20 protein-coding genes and 1 tRNA gene are annotated in these 23,750 nt (G+C 52.0%); 8 read left to right on the forward strand and 13 right to left on the reverse strand.

The window, feature by feature from the left end; all coding sequences use genetic code 11:
- The first annotated feature begins 113 nt into the window (after nt 1-113).
- Nucleotides 114-189 (forward strand) — tRNA-Phe (locus tag BZJ17_RS01545).
- Nucleotides 190-612: 423 nt separating this feature from the next.
- Entirely contained in the window at nt 613-1,881 is a 1,269-nt protein-coding gene (locus BZJ17_RS01550) for an HD-GYP domain-containing protein (RefSeq protein WP_198534058.1), read from the forward strand.
- Here the strand turns inward: BZJ17_RS01550 and panC are convergent.
- The 8 genes from panC to thpR form a co-directional block, all read right to left on the reverse strand.
- Nucleotides 1,878-2,771, reverse strand: a complete 894-nt coding sequence (panC, locus tag BZJ17_RS01555) for a pantoate--beta-alanine ligase (protein ID WP_077639552.1) — start codon at nt 2,769-2,771, stop codon at nt 1,878-1,880. The two genes, BZJ17_RS01550 and panC, sit on opposite strands and share 4 nt — an antisense overlap.
- A gap of 11 nt (nt 2,772-2,782) precedes the next feature.
- Entirely contained in the window at nt 2,783-3,577 is a 795-nt protein-coding gene (gene panB, locus BZJ17_RS01560) for a 3-methyl-2-oxobutanoate hydroxymethyltransferase (protein WP_077455323.1), read from the reverse strand.
- 35 nt (nt 3,578-3,612) lie between these two features.
- Nucleotides 3,613-4,104, reverse strand: a complete 492-nt coding sequence (gene folK / locus BZJ17_RS01565) for a 2-amino-4-hydroxy-6-hydroxymethyldihydropteridine diphosphokinase (RefSeq protein ID WP_077639553.1) — start codon at nt 4,102-4,104, stop codon at nt 3,613-3,615.
- Nucleotides 4,101-5,459: a polynucleotide adenylyltransferase PcnB gene (gene pcnB, locus BZJ17_RS01570; RefSeq protein ID WP_069588471.1), complete on the reverse strand. Its 1,359-nt coding sequence runs from the start codon at nt 5,457-5,459 to the stop codon at nt 4,101-4,103. The genes folK and pcnB overlap by 4 nt, the downstream gene beginning before the upstream one ends.
- A 103-nt stretch (nt 5,460-5,562) precedes the next feature.
- Complete coding sequence (gluQRS, locus tag BZJ17_RS01575) at nt 5,563-6,447, reverse strand: tRNA glutamyl-Q(34) synthetase GluQRS (RefSeq protein WP_077455325.1); 885 nt, start codon at nt 6,445-6,447, stop codon at nt 5,563-5,565.
- 166 nt (nt 6,448-6,613) lie between these two features.
- Entirely contained in the window at nt 6,614-7,063 is a 450-nt protein-coding gene (gene dksA, locus BZJ17_RS01580; RefSeq protein ID WP_069586438.1) for an RNA polymerase-binding protein DksA, read from the reverse strand.
- 124 nt (nt 7,064-7,187) lie between these two features.
- The gene (gene sfsA / locus BZJ17_RS01585) at nt 7,188-7,910 is read right to left on the reverse strand and encodes a DNA/RNA nuclease SfsA (protein ID WP_077639554.1); all 723 of its coding nucleotides are present in this window, start codon (nt 7,908-7,910) and stop codon (nt 7,188-7,190) included.
- Nucleotides 7,911-7,912: 2 nt separating this feature from the next.
- On the reverse strand, nt 7,913-8,470 hold the full coding sequence (thpR, locus tag BZJ17_RS01590) for an RNA 2',3'-cyclic phosphodiesterase (RefSeq protein ID WP_077639555.1): 558 nt from the start codon (nt 8,468-8,470) through the stop codon (nt 7,913-7,915).
- 65 nt (nt 8,471-8,535) lie between these two features.
- On the opposite strand from thpR, the gene hrpB reads away from it, so the two are divergent.
- Complete coding sequence (gene hrpB / locus BZJ17_RS01595) at nt 8,536-10,989, forward strand: ATP-dependent helicase HrpB (RefSeq protein WP_077639556.1); 2,454 nt, start codon at nt 8,536-8,538, stop codon at nt 10,987-10,989.
- Between the two features lie 8 nt (nt 10,990-10,997).
- Nucleotides 10,998-13,331, forward strand: coding sequence for a penicillin-binding protein 1B (gene mrcB / locus BZJ17_RS01600; RefSeq protein ID WP_077639557.1), 2,334 nt, complete (start codon nt 10,998-11,000; stop codon nt 13,329-13,331).
- 83 nt (nt 13,332-13,414) lie between these two features.
- On the opposite strand, the gene BZJ17_RS01605 is transcribed toward mrcB, so the two are convergent.
- The 4 genes from BZJ17_RS01605 to BZJ17_RS01620 form a co-directional block, all read right to left on the reverse strand.
- A complete protein-coding gene (locus BZJ17_RS01605; RefSeq protein WP_069586433.1) occupies nt 13,415-14,185 on the reverse strand; it encodes an ABC transporter permease in 771 nt (256 codons plus the stop codon).
- Entirely contained in the window at nt 14,182-15,105 is a 924-nt protein-coding gene (locus tag BZJ17_RS01610) for an ABC transporter ATP-binding protein (protein ID WP_069586432.1), read from the reverse strand. Before BZJ17_RS01610 ends, BZJ17_RS01605 begins: the two co-directional genes overlap by 4 nt.
- Before the next feature lie 15 nt (nt 15,106-15,120).
- On the reverse strand, nt 15,121-16,773 hold the full coding sequence (locus BZJ17_RS01615) for a SulP family inorganic anion transporter (protein WP_069586431.1): 1,653 nt from the start codon (nt 16,771-16,773) through the stop codon (nt 15,121-15,123).
- A gap of 284 nt (nt 16,774-17,057) precedes the next feature.
- Complete coding sequence (locus BZJ17_RS01620; RefSeq protein ID WP_069586430.1) at nt 17,058-18,713, reverse strand: SulP family inorganic anion transporter; 1,656 nt, start codon at nt 18,711-18,713, stop codon at nt 17,058-17,060.
- Between the two features lie 213 nt (nt 18,714-18,926).
- Here BZJ17_RS01620 and can point away from each other — a divergent pair, with 213 nt between their 5' ends.
- From can to secF, 4 genes are all read left to right on the forward strand, one after another.
- Nucleotides 18,927-19,601 carry a carbonate dehydratase gene (gene can, locus BZJ17_RS01625; RefSeq protein ID WP_069586429.1) on the forward strand — a complete coding sequence of 225 codons (675 nt, stop codon included), beginning with the start codon at nt 18,927-18,929 and terminating at the stop codon, nt 19,599-19,601.
- Nucleotides 19,602-19,658: 57 nt separating this feature from the next.
- Nucleotides 19,659-20,069 carry a hypothetical protein gene (locus BZJ17_RS01630; protein WP_131826789.1) on the forward strand — a complete coding sequence of 137 codons (411 nt, stop codon included), beginning with the start codon at nt 19,659-19,661 and terminating at the stop codon, nt 20,067-20,069.
- Nucleotides 20,070-20,175: 106 nt separating this feature from the next.
- Entirely contained in the window at nt 20,176-21,954 is a 1,779-nt protein-coding gene (gene secD / locus BZJ17_RS01635; protein ID WP_077639559.1) for a protein translocase subunit SecD, read from the forward strand.
- 11 nt (nt 21,955-21,965) lie between these two features.
- A complete protein-coding gene (gene secF / locus BZJ17_RS01640) occupies nt 21,966-22,862 on the forward strand; it encodes a protein translocase subunit SecF (RefSeq protein WP_077639560.1) in 897 nt (298 codons plus the stop codon).
- Between the two features lie 103 nt (nt 22,863-22,965).
- Here the strand turns inward: secF and hpt are convergent, their stop codons facing one another.
- Complete coding sequence (hpt, locus tag BZJ17_RS01645) at nt 22,966-23,496, reverse strand: hypoxanthine phosphoribosyltransferase (RefSeq protein ID WP_069586425.1); 531 nt, start codon at nt 23,494-23,496, stop codon at nt 22,966-22,968.
- Nucleotides 23,497-23,750: the final 254 nt, after the last annotated feature.

Consider the following 23,750-nt stretch of genomic DNA (forward strand, 5'->3'; position numbering starts at 1 on the left):
CTCACACTTCGTACAAAACAGGGTGTAATCAGTAATGAATATTGTTTGTTAGGCGTTTAAGCTGAAATTTACTTTGACATTATGCAGTTAATRCTATTAAATAGMGCWCCTTAGCCCGGATAGCTCAGTCGGTAGAGCAGGGGATTGAAAATCCCCGTGTCGGTGGTTCGATTCCGCCTCCGGGCACCATGTTTATGAAAATCCCTGCTCTCTCGAGTGGGGATTTTTTTATGCCGACACCGTGTCGGTGGCCTTGCAGGCCGCACCTTACAGGCCGTAATCGATTCCGCCTCCGGGCACCATGTTTATGAGAATCCCTGCTCTCACGAGTGGGGATTTTTTTATCTGTTTTTTATCTCGTTATCTCCACACTCACGTTTATCATCTGTCCATCACGCTTCATGTTGGTTTTCCTATCTAGCTAGGGAAAAGCGCCCGCCGAATCAATTAAAGTCGGCTATCTTTGTAATACATCAGTGGCAACATGATTGAGTGGGGATATCAGAGATATCAATAGTCTGTGTGGCACCCCGCATTAAACCACATACTGTACTGGTAGTATGGCGTAACACCACATTCATTCACGGACCAAACAGGCGCAAATCTCCCAGAGTGAGCATRGCAGCAGGTAGCATTAAGCTTTCGACCGAACGGCTACAAGCCGGTTTATATATAAAACTCCCACTGAAGTGGCGTGATCACCCTTTTATGCTGAATCGTTTTCAAATTGAGAGCGATGCACAAGCCAAGGTGATTCGCTCGCTCCCGATTAGTTTCGTGTATTACTACCCAGATAAAAGCATTTCGACGCCTCTCCCTGCACTTGCTGAGAAAACGGAAAATCCTGACGAGGTGGATCCCAACGCCGTGCACCGTGAAAAAGCAGCCATGGAGCAAGAAAAGCAGAAACGGATAGAAGAGCAGCGCCGTTTTCGCGCCCGTATTCAGAAAGTACAGCAACACTATCAACGTTCTATGGCACAGCTTCGCGCTATCAATATGAAGGTGTCACAGCGCCCCCAAGCCGCCAATGAGGATGTCCGCATGCTGGTGGATAGTCTGATGGTTGTTGGCGGCGAAGCAAACGTCACTCTTCATTTGATGGACGACCCTTCTCTTGCGGAAGATATGTATGCGCACTCATTGAATGTGGCAGTATTGGCCCTGATGCTGGCCAGAAGCCATGGTTACGACAATGATAAAATCCGCGCTCTTTTAACCGGCGCCGTTCTTCATGATATTGGGACTAAAAAAGTCCCGTCGGCGATTATTCGTAAAAAAGAGCGTTTGACTGAACCGGAGATGAATTACTATCGCTTGCATGTCGCTTACGGCTCGGAGCTGATTACTGAAATGGATGAGTGTACGTCGAGCGTGGAGAAGATCCTTGCCCAGCACCATGAATACGCCGATGGCAGTGGTTTTCCTGAGGGCCTTCAAGGGGATAATATCGACGAGATGGCGCAAATCGTCAGCATGATGAACTTTTACGATCGGTTATGCCGCCCTCAATTTGGTGCGCCGGCACGCATGCCATTTGCCGCCCTATCTCATCTTTTTAAAGACAACAAAGATAAATTTAACCCGCGGTTGCTAGCACTGTTTGTCAAAATGATGGGCGTGTATCCACCCGGTACCGTGGTAAGACTGTCAAGTGGTGAGACGGGAATGATCATATCGGTCAATAGTAGTGCTCTGCTGAAACCCAACGTCATGCTTTACGACCCAGAAATTCCAGCGGATCAAGCGACCATTATTGATATGCGAGAGAGTGATCTAGAGATAGACACCGCCGTGCCTATCTCTAAGTTACCGCAAGAAATCAAAGATTATTTAAAACCGAGGACACGGATTTCCTACTTTATGGATGGGGATGGCTAGTGACTGGCCGACTCGACTTTTTCAGCCTTGTCCGCGGCACGCTGTAACTCAACCACCAGATTGTCAATCAAACGGGTTTGTCCCAAGTAAGCCGCCACTAAGATAACAGCTTGACGACTATCTTCAGTGACTTGGCCGAGTGTTGACGCATCACGGATATAAAACTCATCCGGTAGCAGGCCAGCGGCACGAAGTTGATCGTGTGCATCTTCAATGAGATCGTCCAGATCACGACGACCATTACGCATTTGTGCACTCATCCAGCGCATCGTTTTCGCGAGCACAGGCGCACGCTGGCGCTCATCGACAGTCAGGTTGTTGTTGCGAGAGCTCATCGCCAAGCCATCACTCTCACGCACGGTTGGCACACCGACAATCTCAATCGGCATCGCCATATCTGTGACCATTTTGCGGATCACAGCAAGTTGCTGAAAGTCTTTCTCGCCAAAGCACGCCACACTGGGCTGTACTAAGTTAAAGAGCTTAGTGACGACGGTCGCCACCCCACGAAAATGTCCGGGGCGCGATGCGCCTTCCAGCATGGTGGCGAGCCCTGGGACGTCCACCGTGGTGTGTGTCTCAAGCCCTTGAGGATAAAGCACCTCAGCACTCGGGGTGAAGACGAGATCGACGCCCTCTTCACGCAATTGGGCTAAATCGTCTTCCAAAGTGCGTGGATAATTGGCCAGATCGTCTGCACGGTCAAACTGCATCGGGTTCACAAAGATGCTTACCGCCACCACTTCACCAAGCTCACGCGCCTTACGCACCAGCGTTAAATGCCCTTGGTGTAAATTGCCCATTGTGGGTACAAACGCAATGCGTTTATCGGCTTTTCGCCACTGGCTAATCTGATCGCGCAGCGGCGCAACCTCAGAAATCACCTGCATACTCGGCCTCTCTATTTAAACGTATGTGCGGGACCCGGAAACTCGCCGCTTGCTACTTCTTTGACGTACTTGGCCACCGCTTCACGCGCGTCGCCAGTTTCAGCCAAATAGTTTTTTGAGAATTTAGGCATGTAATTAGCAGAGACACCGAGCATATCATGCATGACCAAAATTTGACCATCGGTGTCACCGCCCGCACCGATTCCAATCACGGGTACCGACACAGTGTCAGTAATACGCTTAGCCAGTGAGGCGGGAACGCATTCCAGCAAGATGATCTGCGCGCCGGCTTTTTCTAGCGCGACCGCATCAGCCACCATCTGCTCGGCTTTATCTTCCTCGCGGCCTTGTACTTTAAAGCCACCGAAAATATTGACCGACTGCGGGGTGAGACCCAAGTGCGCACAAACAGGTACGGCGCGCTCGGTCAGCATTTTCACCGCGTCCACCAGCCATGATCCGCCTTCAATCTTTACCATATTGGCGCCAGCTTTGATCAGCTCAGCAGCATTAGCACAGGCTTGCTCCGGTGTGGCACAGCTCATAAATGGCATATCTGCCATCAGCAAGCTATTTGGGCTACCCGCACGCACGCAACGGGTGTGATAAGCCAATTCTTCAACCGACACCGATAAGGTATCGCTCTTTCCTTGCAGAACCATTCCAAGCGAATCGCCCACAAGTAAAACAGGCACTTCCTGTTGCTCGAATAATTGGGCAAAACTCGCATCATAAGCCGTCAGTGATGCAAACTTTTGGCCCTGCTGCTTCCATGTCATCAGATCAGTGATTGTGATTTTTTTCATTATGTCTCCCAAAGCCTGAAACTGGGGCCCACCGATTAAGCGTGATCGCTAATACGGGTTAAACCATTACGATCGACGCGCGTCAGGCTCGCGGCGAGGGTGCTGCCGTCGGGCAAGCACAAGTCGGGGGCAATGTCGGCAAGTGGATAAAGCACGAACTCGCGCACTTTCATGCCGTAGTGTGGCACCGTCAGTCGCGGATGATCGATGACGCGATTGCCATAGAGCAAAATGTCGAGGTCCAAGGATCTTGGCCCCCAGCGTTCTGCTTTGCGTTCCCTGCCATAATCAAGCTCAATCGCTTGCGTTGCATCCAATAGTGTCAAAGGGTCAAGGTGGGTGTCCAGCGCAATCACCGCGTTAATATAATCCGGCTGATCAGCTGGCCCCATAGGTTTACTCGTGTAAAGCGGAGATGCCGCAACAAACTGACTTTGCGGCAATTGCTTTAAGGCAGCAATCGCTTGGTTCGCCTTTTCTATCGGGTTCCCCAAGTTACTACCAATGGCGATATACACACGATTCATGAAGATGAATTCGATTGTGGTTTACGTCGTCGTGGCGCTTGCTTACGACGACGAGGCTTACGTGTATTACTGACTTTATTAATGGCGCGGACCATTTTCTGTCGGCCACCTTGGTCGGCACGTTGGAAATCACGCCACCATGCACCTAGCACCTCGGTATCTCCACCTTCAACCGCACCACGCATTTCTAACAAATCAAACGCCGCACGGAATTTGGATTCGTCGAGCAATTTGAAAGCGCGAGCCCCTGTGCGACGCGTCATGCGCATTTGCAATTGCCAGATTTCTCGTACCATTGCCGTGAAACGGCGTGGAATTGCCACCGTTTTCACTTGCTCGTCCAGGATGTCGTTAGCGGCTACCATAAAGGCATCGTAATAACTCAAGCCACTTTCGAACGTCATCTCCTCAGCACGTGTTACCACTGGATACCAAAGCATGGCAGCAAACAAAAAGGCTGGATTAATCCGTTGACTGTTGGCGATCCGTTTATCCGTGGAGCTTAAGACCTGCTCAAGCATTTGTTCGGTTTGACTGGTGTGCTCTTCGGTAAAGTGCGCCGCAACCGCAGGGAAAAGCTGTTCGAAGAGATGATACTCTCGCAACATTTTATAGGTTGCCAAGCCTTGACCTGCTTGCAGCAGTTTCAGACTTTCTTCAAACATGCGCGCCGACGGGATTTCTTGTAGCAACGGGGCCAAGGTTTCAATCGGTGCGGCCGTGGCCGGATTGATGGTCATGTCGAGTTTGACGGCAAAGCGTACCGCACGCAACATCCGCACCGGATCTTCGCGATAGCGCGTTTCAGGATCACCAATCAAACGAATAATGCGGTTGTTCAGGTCGTCCACACCACCGGCGTAATCTCGAATCGAAAAATCAGCGATGTTGTAATACAGCGCGTTAACGGTGAAATCGCGACGTTGTGCATCTTCATCAATGCTGCCATAGACATTGTCTCTTAGCAGCATGCCGTCTTCTGAACGCGCCGTGTGCTTACTTTTCTTTGGATCAGTGTGATGACCTCGGAAGGTCGCCACTTCAATCACATCACGGCCGAACAGAATATGGGCAAGACGAAATCGCCGTCCGACAAGGCGGCAGTTTCGGAATAGCTTACGCACTTCATCTGGCGTGGCATTGGTGGCGATATCAAAGTCTTTGGGGTCACGCCCCAAGAGTAAATCACGCACACCGCCACCGACGAGGTACGCCTCATAGCCCGCTTTATGCAGGCGATAGAGCACTTTCAGCGCATTTTCGCTGATACCTTTTCGCGAAATGCCATGTGCTTTGCGGGGGATAACTTCCAACTTAAGATCCTCTATTGCTCGTGATTTATTATCACGATTCAGAACCTTACGGCAAAAGCTGGTCACTCGATTAAAGATAGCTCACCTCGTCATTTACAGTTCGGGCCATGAAACAGCGGCATATAATATATCAGGGTGGGAAATTTTAGAATGCTGTCTTTACCTCTGTTTCCCGTGGCAGGGTGGCTATTGACCATCTTTTTACCGCTTCTGCCAATAATTCTCCCGGTTTCGCCGAGCGCCAATCCGGATAAAATGGCATTCCCAAAAACGCTAATGCGGCTAGCAACGCTGGCATTGGGTCGGCGCGATTAATCGCGGGAGCATGATTCTGCTTAGATAATTTGTTCCCATCGGCATTGACTGCCAAGGGCAAGTGTAGATAGCGTGGCGCCACCTTACCCAGCTTTTGATATAAGGCAATGTGACGCCCTGTGGGCATAATTAAATCCGCGCCGCGCACCACATCCGTAATGCCTTGGTCAATGTCATCCAAGACCACCGCGAGATTATAGGCATACAGACCATCACGCCGTTTGATAATAAAGTCTTCACGGGCAAGTGCCGCATCCATGTCTAGCGTACCGTGAAGCCGGTCCTCAAAGGCGAGGATTGCTGCCGGGCTTTTTAAACGTACCGCCGCTTGCTCTGGCCCGTGATGCTTCTCTCGGCATGTCCCTAAATAGATGCCACCTGCCGCTTTAATTTGTTTACGTGTGCACGTGCAATAGTACGCCTCGCCCGAGGCTAACCACGCATCAATCTGCGCTTGATAATCAAGCAAGTGATCACTTTGATACCGCACCGCACCGTCCCAATGCAGCCCATAGGCTTCGAGTGTTTGCAAAATATCACTCGCCGCCCCTGCAACCTCTCGCGGCGGATCAATATCTTCGATTCTCACCAGCCATTGTCCATCGTGAGCGCGTGCATCTAAGTAGGAGCCTAGCGCAGCGACCAAGGAACCAAAATGCAAAGGGCCGGACGGTGAAGGCGCAAAGCGGCCAATATAGTGCGTGTGCGAGGTCATGATAAGCGGGCAATCAAGGGCATAAGCCTGGTGGCAACAAGGAATAGCGCAAATTGTACGGGGATATAGCCTGAACACAAGCATACCAAGACACAAAAAGGGAGCCGAAGCTCCCTTTTATCCAATTGGGTATACCGCCAATTCACTGCATTGGCTGTCGGGGCAATTAGCCCGCCATTTGCTTTTCTTTAAGCTCAGCAAGCGTTTTGCAGTCGATACATAGCTCGGCGGTCGGACGCGCTTCAAGGCGACGAATACCGATTTCCACACCGCACGAGTCACAAAAACCGAAGTCATCGTCTTCAATGCGTTGTAGGGTTTTGTCGATTTTTTTGATCAACTTGCGCTCACGATCGCGGTTACGCAGCTCCAAACTGAACTCCTCTTCCTGCGCCGCTCGGTCAACAGGATCGGGAAAGTTTGCCGCTTCGTCTTTCATATGGTTAACCGTACGATCGACTTCTTCCCTGAGCTGATTACGCCACGCGTTGAGGATTTTACGGAAATGCTCGAGCTGTGGCTCGCCCATATATTCCTCACCAGGCTTCTCCTGGTATGGCTCTAATCCGGCAATGGCCAGGATGCCCAGCGATTTCTTTTCTTTGCTTTCTGGCATTCAGCTTCTCCTAAAAACACCTTGACATGACCCGTGTCAGTCAAATGAGGGCGCTATCTATATCAGAAAGCCTATAGGGTGGCAATCTTTGATTTACGCCCTGCTACGCCCAGTGTGAACATGTCTACACTTTTGCTGTATTCGCAACAAAAGGTACGGAATTAACCAGTATTAGCTCACTTGGCGACAACTCAGCTTGGTAACAAATTACTTCCACACCCGCCGCCACCGCGTCATTTAATAACTGATTATAGTCCGCGTCGATATGGGGGGCACCGGTGACTTTTTCAATCCCTGAATGCAAAACAGCAAACAGTAATACGGCACGATGGCCTTGTTCGACCATTGAAATCAGTTCACGCAGATGCTTTTGCCCTCGGGTTGACACCGCATCTGGGAAGGCTCCCCAGCCGTCCTCCTCTAATAGGGTGACACTCTTTACTTCTATATAGCAGTCCGTTTTGTCATCGTCACGTAACAGAAGGTCTATGCGACTGTTTTCGCTGCCATAGCGTACTTCTGTCTGTAATTGTGCATAGCCGGCTAGTTCAGGAATACGCCCCGCCTCAATCGCCTCGACCACTAAGGTGTTGGCGCGGGCCGTATTGACACAAATCCAGTGACCTTGCTGAGTGTAATTGAGCTCCCAGCTATGCGGATATTTACGCTTTGCATTGTCCGACGTGGAATACCACACGGTATCGCCGGGAGTTGCACACCCCGTCATAGCGCCTGTATTGGCACAATGCATTGTCAAGGTATCGCCATTGGCCAACGTGACATCGGTTAAAAAGCGTTTATAGCGGCGCACTAAGGTCGCCGACTGGAGTGGTGGTGAAAACAGCATGCTCAATTCCTGCTAGTAAGATCAAACGCGTGTAAGCATTGGTATAAGGCTCTCCCCTCACTATCACGCTGGCCATGTGTGGCTTGATGAGAAGGCGAAGCGTAGAGACCAAAGCGTTGGCAAGTAAATGTTAGCGGTGGTAGCGCCGGTCCGTCCAAACCTTGAACGGTTTTAACCCCTCGACGTAACGTGATGTGAGGAGTAAACGCATGACTATCACGCTGTGCTGGCCAAGCTGCTAACTGGCTTAAGCGATGGGCCAGATCGCACAACATAGCGGGCGGCGTCGCGACGGTGGCACAAGCGATGTTTGGCCCTGACCAGATGGCTAATTGTGATAATGTCAGGGAGAATGAGGAGAGACGAATAGCGTTGGCCTCTTCACACAACGCTGGTAACACCGCCTCCGGCACGTCCCCTAAAAACGCTAGCGTGAGGTGCAAGTTGGCGTCAGGCACGGCGCGCCCTTCCCCCGATAGCTGATTTTTATAGTCAGCCAGCGCCTTTCTGGCAGCAAGATTCACGCTCTCATTCAAGCCCAGCGCGAAAAATACTCGCATGGGGTCTCCTTTTGCGTCTGGTTCGTTAAAATAACTGCTTTGATTCTGACACAAAGGGCAAACGCTTGTCTCAGCTTCCGATTGATGCCGTGATTCCGCCGTTAATTGACGGCTTGCGCCAGTACCCACAAATCATTCTATCGGCACCACCGGGCGCCGGTAAGTCAACGCGCCTGCCACTCGCCCTGCTCGAACGCACCGCGTTAACCGGCAAAATCCTACTCCTTGAACCAAGACGTTTAGCTGCGCGAAACATCGCTGCTTTTTTAGCGCAACAGTTAAATGAACCAGTTGGACAGACCGTGGGACTGAGAATGCGTGGCCACACACAAGTCAGTGCCAACACCCGCTTAGAAGTAGTTACCGAAGGTGTCCTGACGCGCTTACTGCAACAAGACCCCATGCTGGAAGACGTAAGCCTGATCCTGTTCGATGAGTTTCACGAGCGCAGTTTACACGCCGATCTAGCGCTGGCCCTAAGTCTCGACAGCCAAGCGGGCCTGCGCGACGACTTACGTTTAATTGTGATGTCAGCGACCTTAGACAATCACGCCTTATGTCAATGTCTGCCTGACGCATTGGTACTCGCCACCGAAGGGCGCAGCTTTCCAATTCACTATCACTATCAGCCAATCGCTCGCCGTGACCAGTGGGAAAGTGCGGTGGCACGCGCTAGTCTCGACTTTATCCGACAACACTCAGGCTCGGCACTGATGTTTTTGCCCGGGATGCAGGCAATACGCCGCGTCCATCAAGCGCTACAAAACACGCTTCCCGACGACATGGATTTACACCTGCTTCACGGTAGCCTCGACTTTTCAGCGCAGCAAGCGGCTATCGCACCTGCACCCAAGGGAAGGAGAAAGTGGGTACTGACCACCAATATTGCAGAAACCAGTTTGACGATTGATGGGGTCCAGCTGGTCATTGATACGGGTCTTGAACGTTTGGTGACCCACCACGCGCAGACGGGTATCGATAAGCTCGTCACTCGGCATATTGCGCGCAGCTCTGCAGTACAGCGCGCAGGACGGGCCGGACGACTCAGCGAGGGACATTGCTTACGTCTTTATAGTGAGGAGCAATTCCAGCGCCTGCCAGCGGCCCCTGATGCACCGATTCTGCGTGAAGACTTAACCGACTTGGCCCTGAATGTGATCCAATGGGGCTGTGACGTCCAAGATTTACACTGGCTTGACGCGCCCCCCGCGAAACATTGGCAAGCTGCCTGCCAAAGACTGACACAATTAGGCCTGACGGATACACGACAGACATTCACCGCGCTCGGGCAACGGGCTAGCCAATTGGCCGCCCAACCTCGCGCTGCAGCAATGCTCGCACGCGTGGAAACGGCCGCCACATCAGTGCAATCGACCGCTTGCTGGTTAGCCGCTTGGGTGGATAAACCGGTCAGAGGAAACGGATCATTATCGCTTATCGATCAGGTACGCGCCGCGATGTCATCGCGAGAGCACCAGTCACGGGCCAAGTCGCTGGCTCACGCACTTGGCATCCGTTTGACCCGCACACTCGATGAGCAGGCATTGCCGTTATTGGCCGCTTTCGTTTGGCCCGATCGCATTGCGCAATCGCGTGGGCAATCGGGGCGCTTTGTGATGGCAAATGGTCACGGCGTCACACTCGACAGCCAGGATCCCCTGAGCCATGCGGACACGCTGGTGATCTGTGATGTGATGGCCAGTGAGCGCAGCGATAGCCGGGCCTACTGCGCCATTGCGTTATCCCTAACGTCCTTGAATGAGGCTCGTCCCGATCTGTTTACACACCGAGAAGTGATCGCGTGGGATGAACAGCGTGGCACGCTACGCGCAGAAAAACAGCAGTGTTTGGGAGAGCTGGTGCTTAGTCGTCAACCGCTTGATACGCTCACCGCGGAGCAGCAAGTGCAAGGGTTGCTTGATGCGGTTCATCAAAAAGGCCTTCAGGCATTGAATTGGCAGCCAGAAAGTCAGTCCTTACTCACACGGGCGCGCTGCGCACAGGCGTGGGGGCTCGACATTGCGCTACCGCCTTTAAGCGATGCGGACTTGCTAAACACCCTTGATACATGGCTTGCGCCGTTTATGCACGGCCTGTCGCGTTGGCAAGCACTTAAACAGTTGGATCTAAAACCAGTACTCGAAGCTTGGTTTGGGTATGAGACGATGCAACAACTTAACGCCGCCCTACCCACTCACCTAACGGTGCCGACAGGCTCTCGCTATCGATTACGCTACGAGCCTAACAAGGCACCGGTTTTGGCGGTGAAGATGCAAGAGATGTACGGACAAGCGCAAACACCGACGCTTGCCAATGGTAAGGTAGCGGTCCAGCTTGAGCTGTTGTCCCCTGCTGGGCGACCGTTACAAATAACCCAAGACTTAGCGGGCTTTTGGCAAGGGGCCTATAAAGAGGTGCAAAAAGAAATGAAGGGACGCTACCCTAAACATCTTTGGCCGGATGACCCAGCCAATCATGTGCCCACACGCAAAACGAAACGCCATTTTAACCAGAGTTAACCGATTGTATGGCTAATAAAAAAACACGCACAAGCACTAAGAAACGCACTGCGCCGACCCGTCGCACTAAAAAAGCGACCGCCAAGCCAAGCTGGACCAAGCGCTTACTTGCCTTCGGCTTTAAATGCAGTTTGGTCGGTATAGCGGCTATCGTTATCCTCGGTATTTACTTAGATGGCAAAATCCAAGACAAATTTAGTGGTCAAATTTGGCAGCTCCCGGGCGTTGTCTATGGCCGTGTGATTAGCCTGTCACCGGGAAGCGATTTTTCCTTGGTTCAGTTGCGCCAGCAGCTAGATGCACTCAACTACCAAAAAGTGCGTACCCCCAAGCGCCCCGGTGAATACTCAGCGTCGCAGACACGGTTAGAAATCATCCGCCGTCCGTTCGACTTTGAAGACGGTCCGGCCACCGCTCGGCACGCCATGCTAAGCTTTAACGGCAACCAAGTGACCAAAATCACCGAGGTAAGCAGCAACCAACCGCTTGGACTGTTGCGTATCGAACCCAAGTTATTGGGGATGATGGAGTCTGGGATCCACGAACAGCGTTTATTTTTACCCCGAGAGCGCTTTCCTGAATTTCTGGTAGAAGCCCTGATCACAACCGAAGACCGCGACTTTTACCACCACGAGGGGGTCTCTCCAACGGGGATATTGCGAGCCTTGGTGGCCAATATTCGTGCAGGTCGCACTGTACAAGGTGGCTCAACCCTCACCCAACAGCTCGCCAAAAACCTGTTCCTAACCCGTGACCGCACCTTGTGGCGAAAAGTCCAAGAAGCCTACATGGCACTGTTGCTCGATTTTCGGTACAGCAAAGACAAAATCCTCGAGGCTTACCTCAATGAAGTGTATCTCGGTCAAAACCGCGGTGAACCTGTGCATGGATTTCCATTGGGCGCCAGACTCTACTTTGGACGTCCCATCAACGAGCTGCGCGTTGACCAACTTGCGTTGTTGGTTGGCATGGTCAAGGGGCCGTCTTATTACAACCCGTTCCGTCATCCCGAGCGCGCGAAAACTCGTCGCGATCTCGTTTTACGGTTAATGATGGAGCAAAACCTACTCACCAGCGCAGACTATGATGCGGCCGCCAGCCGCCCGCTAGATATTCAAAGCACACCTTCGCTGGCAAGCCCCCAACCGGCTTACTTTGATCAGCTCAAAGAAGAAATTCGTCAAAAGGTCGGCGACAAATACGCTGCTGGTGCTGGCCTGCGCATATTCACCACCCTCGATCCTGTCTCTCAACAGGCCATCGAACGAGCGGTGACCACTAAGGTCAAAGCATTAAAAGGACGGGCCGGTAACCAATTAGAAGCCGCAGCAGTGATTGCCGACCGTCGCAGTGGAGAAGTTCGCGCCATGGTTGGCGGCGCCAAGCCCGGTTTCGCCGGATTTAACCGCGCCCTGAACGCAAAACGCCCGATCGGATCATTGGCCAAACCGGCGGTGTATCTCGCGGCATTAAGCCATCCGACCCGCTTTCAGCTTACCAGCGACATTGACGACAAACCCATTCGTCTTGAGGGCAGTCAAGGCAGCAGTTGGCAACCGCGAAACTATGACCGCCAATACCGAGGCAGTGTGTCTTTGCTCACGGCACTGGCCAAGTCGTATAACGTGCCCACGGTGAATCTCGGCATGCAACTGGGCTTAGGTGAAGTGATTGACACCTTCGGCAAGCTGGGTGCCAATACTGATGCTATTCCACGCGTGCCATCCGTGCTGCTTGGTACATTTAGCATGAGTCCGTTTGACGTTACTCAGATGTATCAAACCCTCGGCAGTGCTGGTCAGCGCGCGCCTCTCACCGCACTGCGGGCTGTGACCACCAAAGAAGGCCATAGTCTTTATCGCAACTGGCCCAAAGCAGAGCGTGTCGTACCAGAGCAAGCCGGTTGGTTAACCTTATATGCGATGAAACAAGTCGTTCAACAAGGAACGGGCCGCTACTTACGGCAACATCATGGCCAGTTTGCACTCGCCGGTAAAACAGGTACAACCGACGATAACCGTGATAGCTGGTTTGTTGGCATCGATGATAAGGAAGTCACCACTATTTGGTTGGGCCGTGATGACAACCAATCAACGGGACTGACCGGTGCATCAGGGGCGTTGCGTGTCTATGACGATTACCTCACGCGCCGCGGTGCGAGCAACCTCAGCGTCGCGTGGCCTGCACAAGTCACTACGGTCACGGTGCAGCATAACGCGAGTCGCTATCAACTGGACTGTTACGGTAACCAAAAACTCCCTATGTGGGATCCGAGTGGTGAGTTAGCGAAACGGTGTGATAAACCAGACCCAGTCGGATGGCTGAAAGGCTTGTTTAACTAAACCAAAAAGCCCCAGTTTGGATAGCTGGGGCTTTTTTAACGATCAATTAGATAGCGTCATCTTAGCGATGAATTAACCCTCGCTTAGCTGCGCAATCCGGTGCCTCGAGAAATTAATCCCCATGCCAAGGCATACAGCCCCGCAATAAACAGCAGTAAGACGCCAAACGAGGTGGTAATCCCCACATCCGAGACACCCAAAAAGCCGTAACGGAAGGCGTTAACCATATACACAATCGGGTTCAGTTTTGACACGCCCTGCCAAAACTCTGGCAACAGTGATAGCGAGTAAAAGACCCCGCCTAAATAGGTCAATGGCGTGAGGACAAAGGTTGGGATCAAGCTTATATCGTCGAAGGTTTTGGCGAAGATAGCATTGATTAATCCCCCCAGCGCAAACACCGCCGACGTCAGTACCACGGTCGTAATAACAATCAGAGGGTGCGCGATTTGCAAGTCGACAAAAAAGAGCGACGTCATGGTCACCAAGGCACCCACAGCCAAGCCGCGACACATCCCACCACCAATGTAGCCAGCAATGATCACGTAGTTTGGAATGGGCGCGACCAACAACTCCTCAATATTATGTTGGAACTTGGCACTAAAGAAGGACGATGCCACATTCGAGTAAGAGTTGGTGATCACCGACATCATGATAAGCCCGGGCACGATGTACTCCATGTAAGTGAAGCCTTCCATTTCACCAATTCGAGAGCCAATCAGGTTACCGAAAATAATAAAATAGAGGCTCATGGTAATCGCTGGTGGCACCAAGGTCTGTACCCAAATACGCGTAAAGCGGACCACTTCTTTGTGGATCAGGGTACGAAAAGCGACCCAATACAAGGCATTCATGCGTGGCCCTCCCCGTTTTGCTGAATCAAGGTGACAAACAACTCCTCAAGACGATTCGCCTTGTTTCGCATCGACAGCACTTGTACACCTTGTTGCGACAATTGTTCAAATACCGGCGTCAGCCCGACTGATTTATTCACCTCCACTTCAAGGGTGTTAGTGTCGGTTTTTTGCCAATTCACGCCCTCTAAGGTGCTGAGCTTATGTCCGGGCTGCAAATCAAGAATGAAGGTTTCCGCGTCCAACTTGGCAAGCAGTGCTTTCATGGACGTGTCTTCCACCAGCTCACCCCGATTGATGATACCGATATTTCGACACAGCATCTCTGCTTCTTCGAGATAGTGGGTGGTCAAAATAATGGTGATCCCTTGGCGGTTTATCTCACTGAGAAAATCCCACATCGAGCGACGCAGTTCGATATCCACCCCAGCTGTCGGCTCGTCCAAGATCAATAAGCGAGGCTCGTGCATTAACGCGCGGGCAATCATCAAACGACGCTTCATCCCGCCCGATAAGTTCCGTGCCGGCTCATGGCGTTTATCCCACAAGTCGAGCTGAGAGAGGTATTTTTTCGCACGCTCTTTGGCCTGAGCACGCGGCACACCGTAGTATCCAGCTTGGTTCACCACAATCTGCTGCACTTTTTCAAACTGGTTAAAGTTAAACTCTTGCGGCACAAGGCCAATTTGCTTTTTGGCTTCCACCTTTTGCGTGTCCAAGTCGTAGCCAAAAATGCTCACCTGACCTTGGGTCTTGTTGACCAGTGAGCTCAAGATGCCAATGGTGGTCGATTTTCCCGCCCCATTAGGCCCCAATAGCGCATAAAAATCGCCCTCCTCCACGGAGAGCGATACCCCTTTAAGCGCCTTGACATTGGACCCGTACGTTTTCACCAGGTCCTTAATTTCGATTGCTTTCATAAGCTCCCGTTACGTTTAAGCCATGACTTCGGTCACTTTGTGCGCGGCGCGTAATGCGTCATAACGGCTATCAAAGGTGTGGTCGTCAGTGAGCCAATTTTTTACATGCAAGCGCTCTAATTGGTCCCGCGTTTTTTGGTGGGGACAGAGCAAAAAGACTTGGCAATTCACGTCTAACGCATCTTTGATGGCATTTTCCAGCGCTAGACCGACAGTCATATCAATCATGGGCACGTCGCTAAGGTCGAGGATCATGACATCAAATTCCTCAATTTTGCTGTGTTGACGTGCAATCGCTTTTGAGACACTGAATATCATTGGGCCTGAGAGGTAGAAAAACAACACTTTTCCGTTCGCGCTGTCTAATAAGGCACGCTCCATATCGTTAAGCGGTACATCGTCCTCATCAGCATCACTGATCGCTTTCACCTGCTTTTCTTGCTCTCGGCTCAGGTGTTCAATCGCGATAATATTGGCGATAAACACCCCAACGCCGACTGCGACAATCAAGTCCACCAGTACGGTCAGCACCATCACACCATACATGATCACGGTTTGATGCAAACTGACTTTATGCGCACGTTGGATGAAGGTGCGGTCAAGAATATTAAAACCGACATAAATCGCGATACCCGCCAATACCGCCATCGGAATGGGCTCGGTCAGAAAACCGGCGACTAAGATGACCGCCGCGAGCAAGAGTGCACGGATAATGGCCGACAACGGAGAGCGTCCCCCCACCTGCACATTGACGACCGTCCCCATGGTACCGCCAGCCCCTGGTAACGCGCCGAATAACCCAGCAACCATATTCGCTAACCCTTGGCCGCGTAACTCTTTGTCCGAGTCATGTTCCTCGCGAGTGAGTGAATCGGCAATCACCGCTGACAATAAGGTATCAATACAGCCTAAGGTCCCGAGTACCAGAGCATCGACCATCATGGTGGTGAGCATTTCACTGTTAAATTGAGGCAACACCAAGGTTGGCAGTCCGGTTGGGATCTCACCAATCCGGCGAATCGCCGCCAAATCAAACCATGCAATCGACAGTAAGGTGACCACAACGAGCGCAACCAGCTGCACCGGCATATAGCGCCGGTAACGCTGTGGAAAGGAGAACAAAATACCCAGTGTCACCAGCCCCAACAGTAATTCGCTTTGCTGAGTGTGAGCAATCAGATCGGGAAGACTTTTAAGTGTGCCTAACACCCCGCCATCAGGCGTGGCTTGGCCCAGTAAGGGTGGCAGTTGGAGAATAATCAGGATAACGCCAATCCCCGACATAAAACCGGAGATCACGCTGTAGGGCATTAAGGTCACGTATTTGCCCAGTTTGAGCGTCCCCAATATCACTTGGAACAGGCCGGCCATCATCACTACGGTAAAGCCCATTGCCATGCCGCCCTCAGGATAGCGCGACACCATGGTAGTGAGCACCGCGGTCATAATTACCGTCATAGGCCCAGTTGGCTCAGAGATAAGCGTTGAAGAGCCACCAAATAAAGCAGCAAACAAGCCCACTAAAATGGCGCCCCACATTCCGGCTTCCGCCCCCGCCCCTGACGCTACTCCGAACGCCAGCGAGAGGGGCAAAGAGATAACCGCCGTGGTGACGCCCCCAAACAGGTCCCCTTTGAGGGTCCAGTTTTTGAATCGTTCGAATTTCAAAACCTTTGATCCTTTCAAGTCGTATGCAGTTTCACGGCCATGACGGCTTTACTCACTGGCACGGGACTCACCCGGTGCGCGGGCGCCAGTATATAGGAATGTGTGTAAGATCAAATCAGGTAGGAAAACACGTGGTCAAGTTTCAAGCAAATGATTCGAAATGCGTAGAAATGTGGCAAATTTAAAATAAAAGCATTGTAAAATAAGGTTTGCCAAAAACTTAGCATCGCTAAAAAATCGCGAAAAGCGCGACATCACCGTCAAGGCCACGTCGCGCTATGAGGTTATGGCATTACTTCAACTAACCGGTTAGCCGCTTCGAGCGCCGGCTTACGTGTGGTGAAAATGTGCGCATCGCGAACCCAATCACCTATGTGTAAGCGCTGCAATTGCTCACGCGTTTCGTCATGTGGGCACAGTAAAAACACCGTACAATTCGCTTCTCGTGCATCTTTGATCGCGTTTTCGAGCGCCAGCCCAACGGTCATATCCAGCATAGGCACATCACTTAAGTCCAAAATCATCACACGGAACTCATTGATATGCGCATGCTGACGCGCAATGGCTTTAGAGACGCTGAAAATCATGGGGCCGGATAGATAGAAGAACAGTACTTGTCCATTACTGGCATCTAAAAGGGCACGCTCCTCATCATTAAGCGGTACCTCGTCATCCTCGGCATCACTGATTGCGCGCACTTGTTTCGCTTGCTCGCGACTGAGTCGTTCTATTACCAGTAAGTTAGCGATAAAGACCCCTAATCCCACCGCCACGATTAAGTCAACGAACACAGTCAGTGCCATTACGCCATACATGATCCCCGTCTGCTGCAAACTGATTTTGTGGGCGCGATGCAAAAAGCTCCAATCTAAAATATTAAAGCCGACATACAAGGCGATGCCCGCCAACACTGCCATCGGGATGGGCGCAGTCAGCGCGCCGGCCACCAACACCACCGCAGCCAGAATAAGCGCCCGCAAAATGCCCGACAGCGGCGAACGCGCCCCCACTTGGACATTGACCACAGTGCCCATGGTAGCCCCCGCGCCGGGCAAGGCGCCAAATAGCCCTGCGATCATATTGGCAATGCCTTGTCCGCGCAGCTCACGGTCCGAGTCATGCTCTTGTCTGGTCAGCGAGTCCGCAATCACGGCGGTTAACAGGGTATCAATACAGCCGAGCGTCCCGAGCACCAGTGCATCTATGACCATGGCGGTAAAATGCTCGGGGGTGATATGGGGGATCACGAGCGACGGCAGGCCAGTTGGGATCTCACCAATTCGACGAATGCTGTCCGAATCAAAGAGTACCACCGACACCAAGGTAATACTGACAAGCGCCACGAGTTGCGCGGGAATGAAACGACGGTATTTGGCGGGAAAGTAAAACAAAATTCCTAGCGTGAGCGCGCCGAGAAAGACTTCTTTGATGTCGGCATTGACCAGTAAATCTGGCAAGGCTTTTAAGGTACCGAGGACACCGCCCGATGGCGCAGCTTGCCCTAATAGCGGCGCAAGTTGGAGCAGAATCAATATCACGCCAATACCCGACATAAACCCAGAAACGACACTGTAGGGCATTAAAGTCACGTACTTGCCTAAGCGCAGACTGCCAATCAGTACTTGGAATGCGCCAGCCATCATCACCACGGTAAAGCCCATTGCCAAGCCGCCTTCCGGGTAGCGTGCCATCATGGCAGTTAATACCGCCGTCATGATCACCGTCATGGGGCCGGTCGGCTCTGAGATCAGGGTCGACGAGCCACCAAAAAGCGATGCAAAAAGCCCAACTAAGATGGCTCCCCAGAGTCCAGCTTCTGCACCGGCGCCTGAGGCGACACCAAAGGCTAACGCCAAAGGCAATGAAATAATGGCAGTCGTCACGCCGCCGAACAGATCGCCCTTTAATGACAGTTGTGCAAATCGTCCTTTATCAAACACGCACTACCTCTACTGCGGTTAAGATCATGATGGAGCGAACAGTATACGAATTTTCTCGCATTAACCTATCCGAGCAGTGGCCCGCGCCGTTAACAGCGTGATCCCTCGGGCGCCATAAATGTAAAAACATGTGAATATTGATCTCAGTATATTTCACGGCGTAACAGTGAGGTATAGTGGCAATTGATATGTTTGCCAAAAGACACGTTGCCCATGGCCAAAATCAAAGCTTTATTTGCTAACAACAAAGCATGGTCGCAAGATATTCGCGACAGTAACCCCCAGTTTTTTGCCAACTTGGCCCAAGAACAACATCCTGAATATCTCTGGATTGGCTGTGCTGATAGCCGCGTGCCCGCCGAGCGCCTTACAGGATTAGATTCGGGTGAGTTGTTTGTTCACCGCAATGTCGCCAATCAAGTGATTCACACCGATCTCAATTGTTTATCTGTGGTGCAGTACGCCGTCGATGTTCTGCAAATCAAGCACATTATTGTCTGTGGTCATTATGGGTGTGGTGGTGTCCACGCGGCCATTGATAACCCAGAGCTTGGTTTGATCAATAACTGGTTGCTTCACATTCGCGATTTGTATCTCAAACACAAACATTATCTCGGCTGCCTCCCCCCACAAGAGCGCGGTAATCGCCTGTGCGAAATCAATGTGGCTGAGCAAGTGTATCATCTGGGTAATTCCACCATTTTGCGTGCAGCGTGGGAGCGCGGCCAAGACGTGAAAGTACATGGTTGGTTCTACAACACCACCGACGGTATTTTGCGCGATTTAGGCATGACCGCAGATAGCCGCGAGTCGCTGGAAGTGAACTACCAAGCGGCGATGAGTCATTTAGTGCCAGACTCTGCCGCGCCGGTTTCTTGTGAGAATTGACACAGTGCTGACACAGTCACACTTGTGATCGCGACTTAATCGTCGTACAACACCGCCATGACTCCGATCGCGCACGCTTCATCATCAACAACGCACCGCTCTCCGCTCACCATGTGGCTGATGGCGGGCATGATGCTGTTTGCGGTGCTGGTCAATGTGGCAGCGCAAGCGCAGGTTTCACCGTTCCGCTCCAGCAGCCAAGTCCATGCCCTTCAGCAAACACCGGCGCTCGTTTCTACCGCGAGAGCCAGTGTTGCCTTGCCTGCGGCCTTGCCTGACGACGATACCCAACCGCCACATTTAGTCGCGGTTCTTCCTCCCCCGCACATTCACCTTGCTTGGCACCTGATTGCCTTTTTGTGCGCACTTGGGGTGTGTCTGCCCCGCCAGTATCTTACCTTTTCGCTCCCCCGTCTCGGCGGCTGGCGAGAACACAACCTGCAATATCGCTTTATTCATTCGCGTTAATCGTTCGCTTTCCTAAAGGCCGTTGCGCCTTTCCCCCCAATCACAATATCGAGCCGACGCTCGGTATTAGGTTTTGCTGTGCGTGACGCACAGCCAAGGAGAACGAATGAATAAATTATCCCCCGTTAATCGCTATTCTTTATGGCACTACGCCGCATTAGTCCTGATGCTGATCGTCCTGACCGTGCAGGCGTTACCAAGCTTTTTTGGCGACCACCCAGTGGTGAGCGTGTCGCATCACTCGCATCAGGGACTGCAAAACTGGCTGAAAACCCATCCAGATGCCGTGAGTGAAGTGCGTTATGACTCGCAAGGGACGGTTACCTTAATCACGCCCGATATTAGCCAGCAACAGAACGTACAACAGCAATTAAAAGGCACTCTAGGGCCCGACGCGGAAATCACCCTCGATTATTTATCCGCAGCACCCACATGGCTGTCGCGCCTCGGCGCCGAGCCGGTAAAACTAGGGCTCGATCTGCGTGGCGGTGTACAGTTGTTACTTTGGGTTGATACCGACCAAGCACTCGCCCATCAAGCCGAGGCGTTAGTGCAAGGGCTCAACCTTTGGTTAGACAGTCAGCACTTACCCGCTAACGCCACGGTCAACACCAAAGATAACACTACGGTGCAATTGCCGATGCTCAGTGCCAGCGATCGCAGCAAAGCCAGCGCTTGGTTTACCGAGCATTATCCGCAATGGCGATTCAATAGCACCGCAAATGGCTGGCAGATGGCCGATACCGAGCAAGACGCGATGAGTCATCAAGCTGTACGTCAGAATATCGATATTCTTCGCAAACGTATCGACGCCTTAGGCGTGGCTGAGGCGAGTGTGCAACGTCAGGGTAAAGACTATATTCGTATCGAACTGCCCGGGGTGCATGATCCCAAACAAGCCAAAAATGTTATTGGCGCGACAGCCTCACTCGCGTTCTATGCCCTCGATGCCACAAGCCCGAAACGCCTGTATGACGCGCAGCACAATGTGGTGCCGTTAGCACGTCATGCCATTTTGGGTGGAGAACACATTATTGATGCGCGCACCAGCGTTGATGAAATGCGTCGTCCGCAAGTTGATATTCGCTTGGATGGCCCCGGAGGTGAAACCATGTTGGCCTTTACCCGACGTCACTTGGGCGATCCCATGGCTACTGTGTACCGTGAGTATCAAGCCAATGAGCAAGGTGAGCTGGTTGCCAATGAACGGGTGATCAACGTCGCGACAATTCAAAGTGCGCTTAGCGATCGATTCCGGATCACAGGCCTGTCGAGCCCAGAAGAAGCCCGTAACCTCTCGATGTTGCTGCGCGCTGGCGCCCTCACCGCACCGATTAAAATCGTTGAAGAACGCGCGATTGGCCCGACCTTGGGCGCCGATAATATCAAGGCAGGATTTTCTGCACTGGCCGTTGGCATGATAGGTATGGCTATCTTTATGATGCTTTGGTATCGCCGCTTCGGATGGGTTGCGATTGTCTCGCTGGTTGCCAACTTGATGATGCAAGTCGGCCTACTCGCGATGCTGCCCGGCGCAGTGCTGACCCTACCGGGCATCGCCGGTTTGGTGTTAACCGTGGGGATGGCGGTCGATACCAATGTGCTTATCTTTGAGCGTATTCGCGATCGCTTACGTGCCGGCGCAAGCCTAGCCAATGCGATTGATACGGGTTATCGAGCGGCCTTTAGCACGATTTTTGACGCCAATATCACCACCTTAATTTCTGCGGTCTGCTTGTATGCGGTCGGCTCAGGCCCATTACAAGGATTTGCCACCACACTGATCCTGGGACTGTGCGCCAGCATGATAAGTGGCATTGTCGGCACGCGAGCCATCATCAACCCAATTTGGGGACGCGACCGCCGCCGCGCCGTGACTATTTAAGGAGCCTGTTTATGAAACTGACACAAGTCCGCTATGCCAGCTTGGCACTCTCAGGGGTACTCACCCTGATCAGCCTCTGGGCGATCGCTTATTATGGCCTAAACTTGGGCATCGATTTTACCGGTGGCATCGTGATTGATTTCGCCTTACCCAGCCTAGCGGGCAGTGATACGCTGATCGCCGCCCTGCACAGTCAGTTCGGCGAACTGGCGACACTCACGCCAAGTACCACTCAGGGCCAGTGGCAGCTTATTTTACCTCATGCGCCCCAATGGCAAGATCCGCAACAGGTCATCGCCCACATCAGCAGCGCACTCGCCATGCCTGTCACCATGGCTCAAGCGAACGTCGTCGGCCCTCAAGTGGGTCAGGTACTGTTTGAGCAAGGGGGATTGGCACTGCTGGTTGCCTCGTTGGCCATCATGCTTTATTTGGCAATTCGCTTTGAATGGCGCCTTGCTTTAGCGGCGATAGGGGCGCTGGTGCACGATGTGACTCTCACCTTAGGCCTATTGGCGATACTTGCGGTGCCGATGGATCTCAATGTCATTGCCGGCCTTCTCGCCGTTATCGGTTACTCGCTCAATGACTCGATTGTGATCGGCGATCGGTTGCGCGATGTGCTCAGAGCCAAACCGAATCAATGTGTATATGTCAGCACCAATATTGCGGTCTGTGAGACTTTTTCGCGCACCATGATCACCGCCGGCACGACGCTATTTACCATCGGATGCTTGTTGGTATTAGGTGGCGATGCCTTGTACGGCTTTGCGCTGACACTTTTTGTAGGCGTGCTCACTGGCACCTGGTCATCGGTCGCGGTGGCATCTTGTCTACAAGAAATGCTGGGATTGTCTCCCGCGCATTATCAGCGCGCGCCGGCTCCCGAACGAGAAGGCGCCTACTAACTTCACTATGGAGACAAAAAAACCGAGCATCTGCTCGGTTTTTTTATGGCTTATCATCATCTGACAGCCAAAAAGGCTCAGCGCTCAGAGAATACCGTCACGATTAATCGAGCGGCACCACTTTACCGATAAATGGCAAGTGGCGGTATTTCTGCGCGTAATCAATCCCTACGCCAACCACAAACTCGTCTGGGATAGTAAAGCCAAGCCAATCGACTTTTACATCCACTTCACGACGTTCTGGTTTATCAAGTAGGGTACAAATACGCACGGAATTGGGCTCTCTTAGCGATAGAATTTCGCATACTTTGCTAAGCGTATTGCCGGTATCAATGATGTCTTCGACCAAAAGAATGTCTTTCCCTTTGATATCATCATCTAAGTCTTTGAGGATGCGCACGTCACGTGTGCTTTCCATGCTATTGCCATAGCTTGATGCGGTCATAAAATCGACCGAGTGTGGCAAGTCAATGGCACGACATAAGTCAGCCATAAAGACGAACGAGCCTCGTAACAATCCAACCAATACTAGGTCTTTTGAGTCTTTATAGTGCTCGTTGATCTCGGCGCCCAGGGCTTTTACTCGCGCCTGTACGTCCTGTTCTGAAATCATCACTTCAACGGTGTGTTTCATATCTGCCCCGATGGTTTGTCCCCACGTTTGCGGGGGTCAATAACAAAGGTGGCATAGTCTAGCACTAAATCGATTGCGGATCCCAATTCCACCGATTGACCTTAGCTTGTACCCTTACACTAGTTAACTATCACACTGATTGATAAGAAAAAATAATCCCTGCCTGTGTTTTTATTAATAGGTGACTTTTTTTGCAGACAAAATTACCGATTTACGGCCCAGATCGGCCTTCCAGCCGTTGTCACGCCACGGAG

Source organism: Salinivibrio sp. IB574, assembly GCF_001996205.1.
GTDB classification, from domain to species: domain Bacteria; phylum Pseudomonadota; class Gammaproteobacteria; order Enterobacterales; family Vibrionaceae; genus Salinivibrio; species Salinivibrio proteolyticus.